Origin of the sequence: Anoxybacillus ayderensis, assembly GCF_013761015.1 — a bacterium.
GTDB lineage: Bacteria > Bacillota > Bacilli > Bacillales > Anoxybacillaceae > Anoxybacillus > Anoxybacillus ayderensis.
On sequence record NZ_JACDUV010000010.1, the window covers coordinates 1 to 18,513 of the forward strand.

Consider the following 18,513-nt stretch of genomic DNA (forward strand, 5'->3'; position numbering starts at 1 on the left):
GACAAAGCAAAAAAACAAAATAATTTGTTTCCTTATCGCAACCATGTACACCCTCCCATTTCAAAAAGAATTTACAAAATAATCATAAAAAAAAAAAATTATCCGTCAACCCCTTTTTTAGAATAAATTGTATATAAAGAAACAAAAAACCACCCTAAGATAAAGGGTGGCTCACATGGGAAGAACCGCGAATCGTTTGTTTTTTTGTTAGCTCTTCATCAACGGTTAACATCTCTTTTTTCTCCCAGCTAACAAAATAGTCTTCCCATAAAACGTGACACGAGTGATCGTCAACTTCAAGTACGATACCACGCGCACCATCATGCGTAAATACAACGCAGTCTCCGATGTGAAACATAGCGATCACCCTAGTCGGAAGACGATGCCATGACCACCGCGTGGATATTCCCACTGAATGTTTTCGTGCGGACAGCCAATGCGACAGCTGCCGCACTCATGACAGCCTTCATAGCCAACATGCATGCGAATATCTTCCCATTTATAAACAGCTGCTGGACAAAAAATGGTACAAATTTTATCGGGACATTTCGTTAAACAAATGTTGTCATCAAGCACGTGAAGATGCGATTTCGTATCCGCGTTAAAGCGAGCTTCGACAGGTGACAGGCACAACGACAATACCCCAAGCCTCGACATTCCAAAAGGCGGGGGCTATTTGACGTTTACCGATTTCTTAACTTGATGGCTAACGATGGATCACGTATCTATAAAACCAACAGCAACGTCAAAACAGATGTCAACCTATCACAGATTTAGGTACGAATGTTTATACTTGTAAATAACCCGCTTTTACTAAAGATTCCAAATACTCGTTCAACACAGGGTTACCCTCTACACAATCTGTTGGACTAATTCCTTTAAACACCTTTAATTCATGATATAATTTCTCACATCTTGCACCTTGCGTTTGAAAACCACTGACATATTGTTTATCTACACTTTCTAAAATAACTGCTATTAGTCTTCCTTCTGAAAAATTAATATATCTAACTTGCAAATCATAATCTTCATCACTCGGTTGCGGCACAAGAAGTTCACCAGTCGTCGTCATCTCTTGAATACACTTTTTCATTCTATCAATATCCGCCTTCTCTTTCTCACTATACAAACTATTCAAAATTTCCTCATCTTGAATAAAGTAGCTCTTCACAAATGTTGAATAATCAACAAAAGGATCTTTTTTAAACTCTATAAACTCAGTGACAGGAACTTCAACTGCTTTATATTTCTTTTTTAATATCATGTCTACCTCAGTTATTAAAAACTTATGAGGCATATTTAATTGTTGGTATTTTTGAAATAAGTTATTTTTCAAGTGGTTTTCCCCCTGTTAATAGAATGAGTGTCCTCCACTTCTATTATATATATGCCAATGTGGAAGATATCCGTCTTTACACTCATGCGGATCATCATGTATAGGTCGTTTGCCATTACCAGCTTTTGCAGCAACCTTAAATGCCTTCACTGAATCTGTAGACCACACATCGTTATATGGATCTTTGTCTTTCAATCTCGATGCAGCTTCCTCTAGTGTCAATGGTTGGTTTCCAATCATTACTATATCCTTCTTTCTATTTATATATGCTGGATAGTGGTCATATTGTTTTTTTCGTAGTTTGTCAGCGACGCTAGAAGCTGCTGTATAAGTCACTCCTGCAATAACTGCTGCAAGCCCAATGGCGATTAAATGTTCCAAAAGTGCTTCTCCTATGACAACACCTATTGGGATTAGAAATGCAAAAGATGCATGCAATTCATTTGTATTTATTTCATATTTTTCACCTGTATTCGTATCTGTAAAAGTGGCGATTATTCCATTTTCTGTAGCTTGTTGTACATCTACCTTGTACTCTTTCTCTACTTGGTTTCCTTCAGAATCTGTTTCTACAGATTTCACTATAAATTCCCTCGTATCTTTATCCATAGATAGAGAGACAATGGCATGTCCATCATTAGTAACATCTGTTGCACCATCACTAGTCCCATCTGTTACACTGTCAGTAACTGTATTTGTTTTATCATCGTTACTCCCATCTATTACGTTATCAATAGCTGCATTTGTTACATCATCATTAGTCCCAACTGATGATATACCATCAGTTGAAACTTCACTCTGAATCTCTAATGTTTTCTCGTTATTTTGTACAACTGTAATATTTTCTTCATTTACTACACCCGTTTGTGTTGAGGTGTCTGTTATCTCATCTGCTAATACGTTACCACTTACTGGTATTATTCCAATAAGAAGAATTAAAGTCAATAGAATGGATATAACCCGTTTAAATTTAAACATTCATGTCTCACCTTTTTATGATAATTTGACGAATCCGTTCCCATAATATGTTTTATTTCCTATTTTTACAGAATATCTTCTTAAAAGATCTATCATCTCAGATGAAAACTTTTTATTCTTTTTAAGTTTAGATATTCCAAATTGCTCTGGTTCCTCTAAAATAATAGCAACAATTCCTGTTACATAGGCCGCGGCTAAAGAAGTTCCGCTATACATGCCATAGCCACCATTATTGGACGTGGTTAGAATATCTACACCTGGAGCAGAAAAATCAATCTTTCCCCGTGCTGAAAAACTGGCCATTTTATAATTACTATTTACTGCTGTTACAGAAATAACATCTTTATAATTAGCAGGATAATCTGTCTTCCTACCATAGTTATTTCCTGCAGCAGCTACAACTATTATGCCAGAGTTAATAGCAGTTTCAATTGCTTTCCGCAGTTCTGGATTATCCAATGACATGCCAAAACTAATATTCATTACCTGTACTTTATTATTATCAATGCACCATTTGATTCCTCTTACTAAGTCTCTAACATTTCCACGCCCTTTATCATCCAGAACTTTTACTGAATATATTTCTACGTTGGGAGAAACTCCTCGAATGCCAACCTCGTTATCACTAGCAGCTATAGTACCTGCAATAGCTGTTCCGTGACCATATGTATCATACAGAGGTTGACCTGGATTGATTGCATTAAACTCCTTTACTACTTTTCCTTTAAGATCCTCATGTTCTCTGTTAATACCACTATCTAAAATTGCAACCTTAACTTTTGAGACAGGCTCCTGCTTAACCTGCAGTTTATTGATACCTATACTATTTGCTCCCCAGGGAATAATTTGTTTTTTAGTACTCATCAGTAACTGCATATCATTTAATTTTCTTCGTGAATTATCTATCAGCCTTAGATGGTTTGATTTTTCCCCTCCATCATTAGCACTACTGGCATGTGTTTTGAAATTATCAGTTTTAAAAAAATTCTTTGAAACATAAAAGGAAATTACTAGAGACAACGATAGTATCAGTAAAATAATCTTTTTCAACCTAACCACCCCCTTTTTAGCAAAATAGGACGATTTAATTAAACTCGTGGTACTGGTTGAACTCTTCCACTCAACTAACACCACAGGTTAATAATAATAATAATATCTGTCAACCCCTTTTTTAGAATAAATTGTATATAAAGAAACAAAAAACCACCCTATGATAAAGGGTGGCTCACATGGGAAGAACCGCGAATCGTTTGTTTTTTTGTTAGCTCTTCATCGACTGTTAATAACGCTTTTTTCTCCCAGCTGACGAAGTAATCTTCCCATAAGACGTGGCAACGATCGTCAGTCACTTCTAACACAATTCCTCTCGTTCCATCCGTATAGACGACGCAGTCTCCGATGTGAAACATGGCGATCACCCTAGACGAAAGACGATGCCATGACCACCGCGTGGATATTCCCACCGAATGTTTTCGTGCGGACAGCCAATGCGACAGCTGCCGCACTCATGACAGCCTTCATAGCCGACGTGCATCCGAACTTCTTCCCATTTATACACAGACGCTGGGCAAAAAATCGTACAAATTTTGTCGGGACATTTCGTTAAACAAATGTTGTCATCAAGCACGTGAAGATGCGATTTCGTATCCGCGTTAAAGCGGACTAAATATTGCTTTTCTTCAATCGTTTGCGCCTTCATCATTTCATCACCTTCCATGCTTTCATCATATCGCGTGCCAGCTTAAACTTTTGTTTCGTTGAGCCGAGATCACGCCAAATTTTTTTCTGTTTTTCCCATTTCGATGCCCCGTCCACCGTAAACATTTGGCTTGCTGCGCGGTTGAGCATCGGGATGTATTGTTCAAAATATTGTGGGAACGATTCAAAATGATGGGTCGCATCTTTATATTTTTTTAAGTCTTGCCCAATAAAGCTTTCCATCAGTTTCATTCGGTATTGATCAAGCATGCTTTCGGAAAAGTCGTTTTGCTCTTTTGCCATAATGATTGTTTCTGCCGCTAACCGACCAGAAGTCATCGCCATATTGGAACCTTCGCGATGAATCGCATTGACAAGCTGTGCCGCATCCCCAACAACAAGCACCCCGTTGCCTGCCACTTTCGGAATGGAATGATAGCCACCTTCTGGAATTAAGTGCGCTAAATATTCGACAGGTTCACTCCCTTGAATGTATGGACGAATCATCGGATGATTTTTCACATACTCAAGTAGCTCATACGGCTTGATTTTATGTTTAATTAATCCAGATAAAAGCGTACCGACACCGATGCTGAGCGTATCTTTATTCGTATATAAAAATCCTGTTCCTAAAATCCCCTTTGTCGCATCGCCAAAAATCTCAATTGTACAGCCTTGGTCGGCTTCAAGATTAAAGCGGTCTTCAATCACGTTTTTATCTAGTTTTAAAATTTCCATCGTCGCTAAAGCGACTTCATCTGGCCGCCATTCGCGATGAAACCCAAGCTGTTTCGCTAAGAGCGAGTTGACGCCGTCTGCTAACACGACTACATCCGCGTAAATGTCGCCATCTGGTCGGTCTGTGCGAACACCGATGACGCGACCGTTTTCAACGATGCATTCGACCGCTACCGTTTCACAAACGAGCAGTGCTCCTTGTTCGACTGCTTTTTCGGCAAACCACTGGTCAAATTTGGCGCGCAATACGGTGAAATTGTTATACGGCTCTCGTCCCCACTCTAATCCTTTGTAACTAAATGTCACCGCCGATTCTTTATCCATCATCATAAACCGCTGCTCGACGATTGGGCGTTCTAGCGGTGCTTCTTTATAAAACTCTGGGATAATATCTTCCATCATTTTTCGGTATAATACACCGCCCATGACGTTTTTCGCTCCTGGATATTCGCCGCGCTCTAAAAGTAGCACGTGAACCCCTGCTTTTGCTAGTTCATAGGCACAAGCTGTTCCTGCTGGGCCTGCGCCAACAACGATACAATCAAATTTTTCAGGCATGGCGGATCTCCTCCTTCACATCGGCAGCTGCTTTTATCTTCGGAATTTCTTCTTTCAATCGTTCAATTAAAAGCGGGACAATTTCAAACGCATCGCCGACTATACCATAGTGGCATGATTGGAAAATCGGAGCGTTCGGGTCTTTATTGATGGCGATAATGAGCTCCGAATTTTGCATGCCTACAACGTGTTGAATTGCTCCGGAAATGCCGATCGCAAAATAAATTTTCGGCGTGACAGTCACACCGGTTTGTCCGACTTGGTGATGATGGTCAATCCATCCCGCCTCTACAACATCACGGCTCGCTCCAACGGCACCACCAAGCACTTCTGCGAGCTGATGAATGAGTTGGAATCCTTCTTTGCTGCCCATCCCTTTTCCGCCAGCAACAACAATGTCCGCTTCGTCAATACGCACTTTTTTCGTTGTCTCTCTCACAATCTGTAACACTTTCGTCCGCATTTCTTCTTCGTGTAACTCAATATGCTCCTCAACCACTCGACCTGTACGCGACGGATCTGGCGGTAGCGCTTTCATCACTTTTGGACGAACAGTTGCCATTTGTGGACGATATTTTTTACATAAAATCGTCGCCATAATATTTCCGCCAAATGCTGGACGGCTCGCTAACAATAACCCTGTATCTTCTTCAATATCAAGTATTGTCGTATCCGCTGTTAATCCTGTCGGTAAATCAGTTGCGATGGCACTCGCCAAATCTTTTCCAGATGGCGTCGCCCCGTATAAAATGACTTCTGGTTTATGCTTATGGCAACAATCAAGCAAAGCGCGCATATATGGTTCTGTTCGGTAATGTTCAAAAATTGGATCATCATATACATATACAACGTCTGCACCATATTGAAAAAGTGTTGGGGCAAGTGCTTTTACACCACTACCAATGAAAACTCCTGCGAGCTCTGTTTTACGTTTATCTGCTAGCACCCGTCCTGCTCCTAATAATTCTAACGATACAGGGGCAATTTGCCCGTCCTTCACTTCAATGTATATCCATATCCCCCGATAATCATCGAAATTCATGCGCTACTCCCCCTATGAAAAAAGCTCTTTTTTCTCAAGTATAATAGACAACAGTTCGTTCACTTGTTCTTCTTTTGTTCCCGTTAATATTTTTCCACCTTCTGGCTTCGGTGGTGCCCATACTTTTGATACAATCGTTGGAGATCCTTTCAATCCTAGTTGTTTGCGGTCAACATCTTCTAAGTCGTCTGCAGTCCAAATCGTTGGTTGATATCGTGCGGCTTTAATCATGTTTGGCAATGGTGCGAAGGAGATGTCATTGATGTCTTTTTCGACAGTAAACAAACAAGGTAATTGCGATTTCACCACTTCATAACCATCTTCTAATTTGCGATGAACGATCGCACACCCTTTTTCTTTATTCACTTCAACAACTTTGTTTACACCAGTTAGAGGAGGAATGTTTAAACGACGTGCAATGCCAGGTCCGACTTGCCCCGTATCCCCATCGATCGTCATTTTTCCACAAATGATAAGATCAATCGGACGATGTTTGGCGATTTTTTCGAGCGCCTTTGTAAGCGCATAGCTTGTAGCGAGCGTATCCGCTCCAGCAAATGCTCGGTCTGAAATCATATACCCTTCATCAGCCCCGAGCTCGATACATTTTTTTATGGCTTTGACTGCTGGTGGAGGACCCATCGTTAAAACAGATACGATTCCACCGTACTTCTTTTTTAAACGAACAGCCTCTTCTACCGCATGCGCATCATACGGGTTTAAAATAGCAGGGGCGCTCGCACGATCCATCGTATTCGTTTTCGGGTTCATTTTAATAATTTTCGTATCTGGCACTTGCTTAATACAAGCTACAATATGTAGCATATGTTCACCTCCAAACCTAATATATACATATTTTAGCATAATGAATAAATCCTTCGTCATAATAATCAGAAAATTTACTATTTTGTTTACAATTTCAACGAATAGTCGCTCGAATGACGACACCACGACGAACCATTTCTTCAATATAGCGATCTCCTGGAACGATTTGTTCAGGTGGATATGCCCCACGCTTTTGAATCGTTCCGTCGCCAATCATTTGTGCAACGACAGAAACCGTATATGCCGTTGAACGTGCCATCGCTGTAACTTGTTTTTGTCGGTCTTTTTCTGTCACCATTTCGTACTCGTACGTTCTTTCTTTCCCATCTTTTTCACCCGAAACAATTACGCGCAACAAGACGACATCGTCTTTTTCTTTTAAATCTAAAAGTGGCGTAAGCACTTTTAACAATACGTCACGCGGACGTACGATCACTCCGTCGACTTCTACTTCGTAGTCTCGACGCGTGAATTGTAGATCGACAAGAAGCTGAAATTTTTCTGCATGACCAGGATAGCGAATCGTTTTATATTCTAAACATTTTACATGCGGGTAAGAACGCGACAACGTTGATGTTCCTCCTGATGTATGAAACGCTTCAAGCGGTCCAAAACGCTCAAAATAAATCGTTTCAACTTCTGATAAAGACGGTACTTGTTGCTTTTGTCCATCACGAATAATTAAGGATGGATCGGTGTAATGATCGAGTAAACCTTCAAGCGAAAAGACGTGATTATATCCAAGTGGCGGTTCTGGCCGAAGAGGAATACCGCCAACATATAATTTAATGGTATGAACGCGATCCAGTTGACTTGCTCCATATCCTGTTAAAATATTAATCATTCCGGGAGCAACACCTAAATCTGGAATTAACGTAACGCCTGCTCGTTTTGCTTGTTCGTGTAAAGCGAGGACACGATCTGTCATATGTCCGATATGCCCACCTAAGTCTACTGCGTGTACACCCGTTTCAATGGCCGCTTTCGCTACCTTTTCGTTAAACGTATAAAAAAGTGCATTAATGGCTACATCATGCCCATGCATCGCAGCCCGCAGTTCTTGATCATTCGCTGCATTCACTCGCTTCACTTTCACTTTTTCTGATGCCAACGAACGTTGAACGTTTTTCGCTTTCTCCTCATCGACATCCGCAAGTGTCACCGATAATACCCCTTGCTGTTCAATTAAATCTCGCACCGCTTCTTTTCCCATTAAACCTGCTCCAAGAACAATGACATTCATCGTCTAACCTCCTTCACACATCAATTTGGGCGCGTTGTAATTTGCCACTATAGTCAACGTAAATGCTTTTCCATTCCGTAAATACATCGAGTGCTGCAACACCTGAATCACGATGTCCGTTGCCTGTTCCTTTTGTTCCACCAAAAGGCAAATGAATTTCTGCTCCTGTCGTTCCTGCATTCACATATACAATTCCTGTATCAAAATCACGCATCGCCGTAAACGCTCGATGAATGTCGCGTGTAAAAATGGCGCTAGAAAGCCCGTAATCAACGCTGTTATTTACTTCAATTGCTTCTTCTAAACTGCGAACGGATATAATTGATGTGACCGGACCGAAAATTTCTTCTCGCGCAATCCGCATCATCGGTGTAACGTTTGTGAACAACGTTGGAGCGTAATAAAATCCACCTTTGTATGGCTCATCTTGCAGCATATACCCACCTGCAAGTAACGTTGCCCCTTCATTTTTTCCGATTTGAACGTAATGGTGAATTTTTTGTAACGCATCTTGATTAATGACTGGTCCGACTTTCACTCCTTCCTCTAGTCCGTTTCCAACCGTTAATGTGCTTATCGCTGCGAGTAACCGTTCTTCCACTTGTTTTTTTACATGTTCATGAACGATAACTCGACTGCACGCAGTACAACGCTGGCCTGATGTACCAAAAGCACTCCATATAATGGCTTCTACAGCAAGCGCTATATCTGCATCATCCATGACGATAATGGCATTTTTCCCACCCATTTCAAGCGATACTTTTTTCAAATGACGCCCGCACATTTCCGCAATGCGCCGACCAACTTCATTGGATCCTGTAAACGAAATGACTTTTACATCACGATGTTCAACAAGCGCTTCACCAACAACAGAACCTCGTCCATGTACAACATTAAATACACCGTTTGGTAAGCCTGCCTCCTCAAATATTTGCGCAAGTTGCTGTGCCATAATCGGTGTTTCTAGCGCTGGTTTCCAAACAACTGCATTGCCGGCAACGATAGCAGGAAATACCTTCCATGTTGCGATAGCGATTGGAAAGTTCCAAGGGGTGATTAATCCGACGACACCAATCGGCGCACGGACGCTCATTGCGAACTTATTCGGCAACTCCGACGGGGTCGTATCGCCAAATAACCGTCTCCCTTCCCCTGCCATGTAAAACGCCATATCAATTCCTTCTTGTACTTCTCCACGTGCTTCTTCAATCACTTTTCCCATCTCCATCGTTAATAGGCGAGCCATTTGTTCTTTTCGCTCTTGTAGTAACATGCCCACCTTATAAAGCACTTCAGCTCGTTTTGGAGCTGGAACGAGCGCCCATGCTTTTTGGGCTCGTTTTGCCGCCAACACCGCCTGTTCGACATCTTGTTCGTTTGATATCGTCACTTCTCCAATACGTTCACCATTCGCAGGATTCACAATCGGCACAAACTGATTGCTGACCGATGACACCCATCGCCCGTCTATATAGTTTAATACTTTCATTGTTTTCCTCCCCTCGCCTGTTCCATTGTTAAAAATGGAGATAATACGTTCGGATCTGTCATGACTTCAATCACGGTTGGCTTATTGTTTTGGAGTGCTGTAGTAAACGCGGATGAAAATTGTTCTCCTGTTTCGACACGCATACTATCAGCTCCGAAGCAACGCGCTATACTTGCAAACGATATATTGCTGAAATCTGTCCCGATAACGCGCTTTGGATAACGAAGCTCTTGATACATGCGAATCGTTCCATACATTTGATTGTTAAACACCACACTAATGACAGGAATGTTGTATCGAACTGCTGTTTCTAGCTCCTGGATCGTCATCATAAACCCACCATCTCCGCTTAATGAAACGACGGGACGATGTGGATTTGCTAATTTTGCACCAATAGCTGCTGGTAATCCGTATCCCATCGCTCCTGATGTTGGCCCAATATATGTATGTTGCTGAAATTGAAAAAATGAATGGAGCCAACTTGCGAAATTGCCCGCATCATTTGTAATGATCGCTTCGGATGGGAGAAGATGTTGAAGGGTGTGGATAATTTCTTCGTTTACATTCCGTTTTATGGACGGAAGTGATGAAACTCGTTCGTATGTTTCCCGCCGTTCTTGTACCCAAGCTATCCATGATGGCTGAAGTTGAATATTTAACAACCGACTTAACGCTTCTTTCGCATCAGAAACAACGCCAATATGTGGAGAATACGTGACACCGATGACATCGTAATCGATGTCGATATGAATGAGCTGTTGTGTAGATAATAACTTATAATCTTGTGTCGTCACTTCTGACAAGCGCGTACCGATGGCTAAAACAACATCTGCTTGTTCCACCGTTTCAATGATCGCTCGTTGTGTCCCTAAACCAAGATGACCAACATAAAGAGGATGATTGTTTGGAAATACATCGTGCCGACGAAAAGAAGACATGACGGGAAGTGACCATTTTTCCGCAAATAAACGAAGGGCATCGATTGCTTTTGACCATATAATTCCTCCGCCCGCAATGACAATCGGTCGCCTCGCTGACTGCAACAACTGCTCAATGCGTTGAATATCCTCCTCGTTCGGTGCTGGTTTTGGAACAATCGTTTTTGAAAACGTCACATGATCGACTTGTTCATGAAGAACATCTTCAGGAAGCGCAACGACAACGGGCCCAGGCCTTCCTGTTTGAGCAATTCGAAACGCCCGTGTCAACAACTCAGGCAATCTTTGTGCATCGTCAATTTCTACTGCCCATTTGGCTAACGGACGAAAACACGCTTCAACATCTATTTCTTGAAAGCCTTCACGCCCCCGAAACGCCCGCGCGACTTGTCCTAACAATACAACCATTGGCGTCGAATCTTGTCTTGCTGTATGAATACCGATGGCGGCATTTGTTGCTCCTACCCCTCTTGTCGCCATCACCACACCGACTTTTTTGCTCGCTTTCGCATATCCTTCTGCCATAAATGCGGCGCCGCCTTCATGACGAACAGAAATGAGTTGGATCGTTTTCTCAGAAAAAAGGGCATCAAGAATCGGTAAATAACTTTCCCCCGGCACACAAAAAACATGGGAAACGTCTTCGCTTTTTAAACATTGAACGATCGCCTCAGCTGCATTCACTACAAGCCCTCCTTTCTTTTTGTATCATGTATACACAAATGAAATCGTTTTATGACCTCATAAACAAAAAGAGGAGCACATTCGCCCCTCTACATCCGATGAACATGTTCTGTTTGTTCCATTGTTTTCGTTTTTATTCGTACGATAAAAAACGCCCCAATCACCCACCATCCGATAAATATGAGCCACTCATATGGCCAGACAAGCTGAGATGGCATACCTGGCATGTATAAGAAAATAAATCCGATCGACAATACGAGCGCGATCCAACCGACAGCTGATGATTGACCGACTTGAAACGGACGTGGCATATTCGGTTCTTTTTTGCGCAATGCAATAAATGATAAAGCAACAAGGAAATAAGCAATGATGATTGAAAAACCTCCTGCATCTACAAGCCAAACAAGCATTGGTCTGCCGAGTAGAGGAGCGAATGTGGCGAGCGTTCCAATGAATAAGATCGCATTGGATGGTGTTTTGTATATTGGATGAATGCGGGCAAACCATTGTGGAAGAAATCTTTCTTGTGCCATCGCATAAAGCACGCGGCTACCACCGATAATAAACGCGTTCCAGCTTGTTAAAATACCAGCTAATCCCCCGATAATGAGCACCTTTGAGAAAAACGAACTACCTAACGCTGCAGCCATCGCATCCGCTGTTGGAAGCGATGAGTTTGTCAACACATCGTCTGGTAAAATGTATGATACTGCAAAAACAACCGCCACATAAAACAAAACAGCTAAAGCGACAGATAAAATAAGAATTTTTCCAATCGAACGTTGTGGAATGTTCATTTCTTCTGCTGTTTGAGGAATGACGTCAAAACCGACAAACATAAATGGAGTCATGACTAACACAGCGAGTAAGCCGGCCGACCCATCTTTAAATAATGGCTGTAAATTTGATGTTTCTCCATTCACAAGAGAACCACCTAAAAGTGCCATACCGACAAGAAAGATGACAAACGTCAATACGACTTGTAAAAAGGCTGCGCTTTTTACCCCGCGATAGTTGATCCATGTAATGATGATTGAACCGATCATGCCAATCATCACCCATGAGACGTTCACATCCCAACCTGCAATCGTCCAAAGATAGCCAAATTTAAATGTTGGGAATAAGTACTCAATTACTGTTGGAAGCGCAACAGCTTCAAACGCGACAACTGATAAATAACCAAGAGCAATTGCCCAAGCAGCAATAAAAGAAGCCTTAGGGCCGAGAGCTCGCAAAACGAAATAATGTTCCCCACCCACTTTCGGCATGGCTGATGACAACTCCGCATACGTCAAGCCAACAAAAATAACAACAATTCCCCCGATTAAAAAGGCAATGATCGCTCCGAGTGCACCTGCACTCGTAATCCACGTACCTGAGAGCACAACCCATCCCCAACCGATCATCGCTCCAAATGCCAATAACAACACATCTAATTTCGTTAATACTTTATGAAACTGTTGATCCATTACATATCCCCCTTTCACATATTTGGATGTGGCCGAATAGAAATCGTTTGATACGCGGTAAAAAATTCGATGGCCGCTTGCCCTTGTTCGCGCGTGCCTGAACTTGACTGCTTCATCCCGCCAAACGGTGCTTGCGGTTCCGCACCGCCTGTCTCTCCGTTCACTTGCACCATTCCTGCTTCGATATGTTCAATAAAGTAAAGCGCTTTCGATACATCATTTGTAAATAGTGACGCGCTTAAGCCATAAATGCTGTCGTTTGCCATTTCAATCGCTTCATCAATGGATGCCGCTTCTACAATCGATAAGACAGGTCCAAATATTTCTTCCGTCGCAATAGTGGCGCGATGAGAAACAGAATCAAATACAGTTGGCTCAATATACCAGCCTACATCATCGCTCGCTCCCCCTCCAATAAGCAGCCGTCCTTCTTGTTTTCCAATATAGATATAGCGCTGAACCGTTTCAAATTGTCCTTTCGAGACAACCGGCCCCATCGTCACTTGTTCGTCCATTCCATTTCCAACTCGAATGCGTCTCACCTGTTCCATTACATGCGTTCGAAATACATCGATAATCTCTTTCTCAACAAATACGCGACTCGTTGCCGTACAACGTTGCCCCGTTTGTTTCATCGCTCCTTCTACAACGAGTCGAGCAGCAAATTCGATATTTGCATCTTTTAAAACGATGGCTGGATTTTTTCCGCCAAGTTCAAGTTGATATTTCGCCCCACGAGCTGCTGCTTTTTTTGCAATTTCACTACCAATTGCATTCGAGCCTGTAAACGTAATCGCATCGACATCTTTATGTTCGACAATGGCATCACCAATTGTGCTTCCACGGCCGACGACAAAGTTTAAAACTCCTGGAGGTAATCCTGCTTCTGCAAACAATTCAACGATGCGAGCTCCTGTAGCGCTTGCTTCTAGTGCAGGCTTAAATACAACCGTATTTCCATAAACGAGGGCAGGGGCAATTTTCCATATCGGGATAGCTAGTGGAAAATTCCACGGAGCAATGACAGCTACAACCCCGACAGGCACACGTTTTGTAAAAAATAAATTTTTTGCATCAAATGACGGTAACACTTCCCCTACTCTTCTCAACCCTTCTCCGGCATAATAACGTAAAATAGCTGCGCTACGATATACTTCTCCTTTCGTTTCAACAAAACGCTTCCCCATTTCTTTCGTAGCCAATTCCGCCAATTCATCCGCATATTGCTCAAATAAATGAGCGACTTTTTGCAAATACGCGCCACGCTCTGGGGCAGCCGTTTGCGCCCATTTTTTCTTTGCTTTCACCGCAGCAAACACCGCCTCATTCACATCATGAACAGATGAACCGGCCACGATCGCAACAAGCTCTTTTTGGTCAGCTGGATTGTATCGCTCAATCGTTTCACTTTTCCCTTCAGTCCATTCACCATCAATGTAGTTTTTCACTTCACGCATCATTTCACCACCTTTTGTTGTACTTCTGCTAATAGTTGACGCAAAACGGAAAAACCACGCTCTAGCTGTTCATCCGTCATCACAAGCGGCGGTAAAAAGCGTACAACGTTGCTGTATAATCCAGCGCTTAAAAAGATCGCTCCGCGCTTCCATGCATGGGAAACGATATATGCTGTTTGTTCTTTCGCTGGCGTTTTTTGCTCGCGATCTGTCACAAGCTCGATCGCGCACATCGCCCCAAGCCCGCGCACATCACCAACGATGTCAAACTGTTGTTTCATTTCTTGTAAAAGCGTCATCATTTTTTCACCAAGATGACGGGCGCGCACAATAAGCTGTTCTTCTTCAATGACATCTAAAACAGCGAGTGCGGCTACACATGCCAATGGACTTCCAGAAAACGTACCACCAAGCTGCCCAACCTCAGGTGCATCCATTATTTCACTTCGGCCAACGACTGCACTGATCGGCACCCCCGCTCCCATCGACTTCGACAATGTCATTAAATCAGGGGCTACACCGAAATGTTCCATCGCAAACATACGGCCTGTTCGAGCAAAACCCGTTTGAATTTCATCAGCAATCATCACGATGCCATGCTCGTCGCAAATGCGACGAATCGCTTGCATAAATTTCGCCGATGGAACGACAAATCCACCTTCTCCTTGTACAGGTTCAATAATGATCGCGGCCACATGATCAGGTGCCACTTCCGCAGTAAAAAAATGTTGCAGTGCTGCGATTAACTGTTCATCCACCTCATCTACCGTTTGCCCGTTTGCCCGATAATAGTATGGATATGGAAATTTATACACCTCTGGAGCAAACGGACCAAATCCTTTTTTATATGGCATCACTTTGCTTGTTAACGACATCGTTAATAGCGTCCGACCATGATATCCACCTGTAAATGACACAATCGCCGGGCGACCTGTATACTTTCTTGCAATTTTCACAGCATTTTCCACTGCTTCCGCACCACTATTTAAAAAAATCGTTTTTTTCGGAAAATCACCCGGTGTTAGCTCATTTAATTTTTCTGCTAACAACACGTACGATTCGTAAGGCGTCACGTGAAAACATGGATGAATAAACGCTGCCGCCTGCTGCTGAATGGCAGCGACTACTTTCGGGTGACAATGTCCAACGTTTTGTACACCAATCCCCCCCGCAAAGTCGATATATTCGCGATCATCTATGTCGCGAATGATCGCTCCTTTTGCTTCTTTAATAAAAATTTCCGTCACATTGTATGGCGCTCTTGCAACCGCTTCTCTTCTTCGTTCCATCCAATTCGACATGATCTCTCCTCCTTCGACAAATAAAAAGCCAGTTTAATCATCGTGATGACACAATGACTAAACTGGCTGGTGCTTATGCGTTGCTCGCCGATCAGACGAGTAAAATAAGCTCCACAGTTTTTGCTTATTTGTTTTTATTTTAAGACAATCTTTTTAATTTTGTCAAACTATTTTTAAAATAAAAAATATTTACAAAATAAATGTGTTGTTTTATACTGAAAATAGCTAACCCCACCAAACAACTGACCGTTTGGCTTCGGGTAGCAACGTAACTTTTTTTGTTAAAGAACTGTTCCGATTCGACCGACTTTCTTTTCGAAAGGCACGCTCGAATCGTTTATGCCAGTTCCTTTCCTGTACGTTGTAGGGAGGGACTGGTTTTTTTATTACGAAAATGGAGGTGAACGAATGGCCGGAGCTTTAGATGGGATTCGAGTAATTGACTTGACGCGCGTTCTCGCTGGCCCATACGCCACAATGATTTTAGGTGATCTCGGGGCAGATGTCATAAAAATCGAAGCACCCGGTGGATCAGATGATACACGGTTTTGGGGCCCACCGTTTCAAAACGGTATGAGCGCTTACTATGCAGCGGTCAATCGAAACAAGCGAAGCATAACTGTCAATTTAAAAGATGAAAGCGGAAAAGAAACGATTCGTCAACTTTCGAAAACAGCCGACATTATCATTCACAATTTTAAAACTGGAACGATGGAACGACTTGGGCTTGGGTATGATGATTTGTCCGCCATCAATCCACAACTCATCTACTGTTCAATTACCGGATTTGGTGAAACAGGACCGTATCATCATTTAGCTGGCTACGATTATATTATTCAAGCGATGAGCGGTTGGATGAGCATTAACGGGACAGAACAATCCGGACCATTAAAAGTCGGCGTGGCGGTCACAGATATCTTCACAGGTTTGTATGCAGCGATCGCCGTACAAGCAGCACTCATCGCTCGGCAAAAAACAGGAAGCGGACAAAAAATTGATTTAAGTTTATTTGATTGTGCCATTAGTGCGCTTGTAAACGTCGCTTCGAATTATCTCATGTCCGGTGAAGTGCCAAAACCGTTAGGAAACGATCATCCAAACATCGTTCCGTATTCGACATATGAAGCAAGCGATGGTTTGTTTGTTGTTGCCGTCGGAAACGATCGGCAATTTCAGGCACTATGCGAACTGCTAGAAGATCAATCGATTGGTGCAGATGAGCGATTTCGAACAAATGCCGGTAGAGTCGCTCATCGTCACGAGCTAAATCGCCGGCTAAACGATGAATTAAAAAAGAAAACGCGTGCACAATGGCAGAAATTGTTTGAACAAAAAGGCATTCCTTGCGGCCCTGTTCATACGCTAGATCAAGTGTTTCAACATGCACAAACGCACGCACGAAACATGCTCATCCACATGGATCACCCAGATGTTGGAACGTTAAAACTTGTCGGCACACCGTTAAAGTTTTCACACACACCGGTCACATATCGATTTGCTCCACCCCTTGCAGGGGAACATAACGATTTATTTATTAAAGGAGGAAAAAAACTTGATGAACTTTGATTTTACTCCAGAACAAGAAATGTTGCGACAAACGGTAAGAAAATTTGTTGATAAAGAAATTTTACCTCACATAAAAGAATGGGATGAACGAGGCTATTTCGATCCAAACATTTTAAAACGTCTTGCACAATTAAACTTAATGGGCGTATGCATTCCAGAGCAATACGGCGGAATGGGAATGGATTACAATTCACTAGCCATCGTATGTGAAGAGCTTGAGCGTGGAGATACTGCGTTTCGCACAGCCGTTTCTGTCCATATCGGACTTAATAGTTTAACACTACTTCAATGGGGAACAGAAGAACAAAAGCAAAAATATCTCGTGCCACAAGCAAAAGGGGAGAAAATTGGGGCATTCGGACTAACGGAGCCAAACGCTGGTTCAGATGTCGCAGCCATTTCCACAACCGCTGTACGCGATGGAGATGACTACATTTTAAACGGGCAAAAAACGTGGATTTCTCTTTGTGACATTGCCGATCATTTCATCGTTTTTGCTTACACAGATAAATCAAAAAAACATCGCGGTATTTCTGCCTTTATCGTTGAACGGACGATGCCTGGTTTTTCATCACGTGCCATCAAAGGAAAACTTGGCATTCGTGCAGGTAATACAGGTGAGCTGTTTTTCGACAATGTCCGCGTCCCAAAAGAAAATTTACTCGGGGAAGAAGGAGAAGGATTTAAAATTGCGATGTCCGCGCTCGATAACGGACGATTTACTGTTGCTGCTGGGGCGTGCGGCTTAATTATGGCTTGTTTAGAAGCAAGTGTGAAATATTGTCACGAGCGAAAAACGTTTGGAAAAGAAATCGGCCGCCATCAACTCGTGCAACAAATGATTGCGAACATGGAAGCAGGGTTGCAAATGAGCCGTTTGCTCGTATATAAAGCAGGATTTTTGAAAAATAAAGGAAGACGAAATACGCGCGAAACGTCGTTAGCGAAATGGATGGCATGCGACTTTGCAAATAAGGCGGCTGACGACGCAGTACAAATTCACGGGGCTTACGGCTATTCAAATGAATATCCTGTAGAACGATATTTACGAAACTCAAAAGCGCCAGTCATTTACGAAGGAACGCGCGAAATTCATACGATTATGCAAGCGGAATACGTGCTTGGCTATCGTCAAGATAAACCGCTCCGAAAAATGCTTCCAGCTTGGGAAGAAAAATAGAAGGTGGCTCG

General features: G+C 42.5%; 18 protein-coding genes. 2 read left to right on the forward strand and 16 right to left on the reverse strand.

Annotated elements, in window-relative coordinates:
- Positions 1 to 154: 154 nt before the first annotated feature.
- From HNR63_RS12690 to gabT, 16 genes are all read right to left on the reverse strand, one after another.
- A complete protein-coding gene (locus tag HNR63_RS12690) occupies positions 155 to 358 on the reverse strand; it encodes a hypothetical protein (RefSeq protein ID WP_181520908.1) in 204 nt (67 codons plus the stop codon).
- Between the two features lie 5 nt (positions 359 to 363).
- Positions 364 to 633: a ferredoxin family protein gene (locus tag HNR63_RS12695; protein WP_246316800.1), complete on the reverse strand. Its 270-nt coding sequence runs from the start codon at positions 631 to 633 to the stop codon at positions 364 to 366.
- A gap of 154 nt (positions 634 to 787) precedes the next feature.
- Positions 788 to 1,336 (reverse strand): hypothetical protein, encoded by a 549-nt coding sequence (locus HNR63_RS12700; RefSeq protein WP_181520910.1) that lies wholly within the window; start codon positions 1,334 to 1,336, stop codon positions 788 to 790.
- Between the two features lie 15 nt (positions 1,337 to 1,351).
- On the reverse strand, positions 1,352 to 2,314 hold the full coding sequence (locus HNR63_RS12705) for an SAR2788 family putative toxin (protein ID WP_181520911.1): 963 nt from the start codon (positions 2,312 to 2,314) through the stop codon (positions 1,352 to 1,354).
- A 15-nt stretch (positions 2,315 to 2,329) separates the two neighbouring features.
- Entirely contained in the window at positions 2,330 to 3,373 is a 1,044-nt protein-coding gene (locus HNR63_RS12710; protein ID WP_425485178.1) for a S8 family peptidase, read from the reverse strand.
- Between the two features lie 149 nt (positions 3,374 to 3,522).
- Entirely contained in the window at positions 3,523 to 3,723 is a 201-nt protein-coding gene (locus HNR63_RS12715) for a hypothetical protein (RefSeq protein WP_181520912.1), read from the reverse strand.
- Between the two features lie 5 nt (positions 3,724 to 3,728).
- Complete coding sequence (locus tag HNR63_RS12720; RefSeq protein WP_181520913.1) at positions 3,729 to 4,031, reverse strand: ferredoxin family protein; 303 nt, start codon at positions 4,029 to 4,031, stop codon at positions 3,729 to 3,731.
- The gene (locus tag HNR63_RS12725) at positions 4,013 to 5,308 is read right to left on the reverse strand and encodes an FAD-dependent oxidoreductase (protein ID WP_009361404.1); all 1,296 of its coding nucleotides are present in this window, start codon (positions 5,306 to 5,308) and stop codon (positions 4,013 to 4,015) included. Before HNR63_RS12725 ends, HNR63_RS12720 begins: the two co-directional genes overlap by 19 nt.
- Positions 5,301 to 6,350 carry an electron transfer flavoprotein subunit alpha/FixB family protein gene (locus tag HNR63_RS12730; RefSeq protein WP_181520914.1) on the reverse strand — a complete coding sequence of 350 codons (1,050 nt, stop codon included), beginning with the start codon at positions 6,348 to 6,350 and terminating at the stop codon, positions 5,301 to 5,303. Before HNR63_RS12730 ends, HNR63_RS12725 begins: the two co-directional genes overlap by 8 nt.
- 12 nt (positions 6,351 to 6,362) lie before the next feature.
- A complete protein-coding gene (locus tag HNR63_RS12735; protein ID WP_181520915.1) occupies positions 6,363 to 7,175 on the reverse strand; it encodes an electron transfer flavoprotein subunit beta/FixA family protein in 813 nt (270 codons plus the stop codon).
- A gap of 94 nt (positions 7,176 to 7,269) precedes the next feature.
- Entirely contained in the window at positions 7,270 to 8,418 is a 1,149-nt protein-coding gene (locus HNR63_RS12740) for a saccharopine dehydrogenase family protein (protein WP_181520916.1), read from the reverse strand.
- Between the two features lie 13 nt (positions 8,419 to 8,431).
- Positions 8,432 to 9,907: an aldehyde dehydrogenase family protein gene (locus HNR63_RS12745; RefSeq protein ID WP_181520917.1), complete on the reverse strand. Its 1,476-nt coding sequence runs from the start codon at positions 9,905 to 9,907 to the stop codon at positions 8,432 to 8,434.
- On the reverse strand, positions 9,904 to 11,529 hold the full coding sequence (locus HNR63_RS12750; protein ID WP_181520918.1) for a thiamine pyrophosphate-dependent enzyme: 1,626 nt from the start codon (positions 11,527 to 11,529) through the stop codon (positions 9,904 to 9,906). The genes HNR63_RS12745 and HNR63_RS12750 overlap by 4 nt, the downstream gene beginning before the upstream one ends.
- An 89-nt stretch (positions 11,530 to 11,618) precedes the next feature.
- A complete protein-coding gene (locus HNR63_RS12755) occupies positions 11,619 to 12,998 on the reverse strand; it encodes an APC family permease (RefSeq protein ID WP_181520919.1) in 1,380 nt (459 codons plus the stop codon).
- A gap of 14 nt (positions 12,999 to 13,012) precedes the next feature.
- Entirely contained in the window at positions 13,013 to 14,455 is a 1,443-nt protein-coding gene (locus tag HNR63_RS12760; RefSeq protein WP_181520946.1) for an aldehyde dehydrogenase family protein, read from the reverse strand.
- The gene (gabT, locus tag HNR63_RS12765; RefSeq protein WP_181520920.1) at positions 14,455 to 15,756 is read right to left on the reverse strand and encodes a 4-aminobutyrate--2-oxoglutarate transaminase; all 1,302 of its coding nucleotides are present in this window, start codon (positions 15,754 to 15,756) and stop codon (positions 14,455 to 14,457) included. Before gabT ends, HNR63_RS12760 begins: the two co-directional genes overlap by 1 nt.
- A gap of 408 nt (positions 15,757 to 16,164) precedes the next feature.
- Here gabT and HNR63_RS12770 point away from each other — a divergent pair, with 408 nt between their 5' ends.
- Both HNR63_RS12770 and HNR63_RS12775 read left to right on the forward strand, forming a co-directional pair.
- Positions 16,165 to 17,322 (forward strand): CaiB/BaiF CoA transferase family protein, encoded by a 1,158-nt coding sequence (locus tag HNR63_RS12770; RefSeq protein WP_181520921.1) that lies wholly within the window; start codon positions 16,165 to 16,167, stop codon positions 17,320 to 17,322.
- Positions 17,312 to 18,502, forward strand: coding sequence for an acyl-CoA dehydrogenase family protein (locus HNR63_RS12775; RefSeq protein ID WP_021095283.1), 1,191 nt, complete (start codon positions 17,312 to 17,314; stop codon positions 18,500 to 18,502). The genes HNR63_RS12770 and HNR63_RS12775 overlap by 11 nt, the downstream gene beginning before the upstream one ends.
- The last annotated feature ends 11 nt before the right edge of the window (positions 18,503 to 18,513 follow it).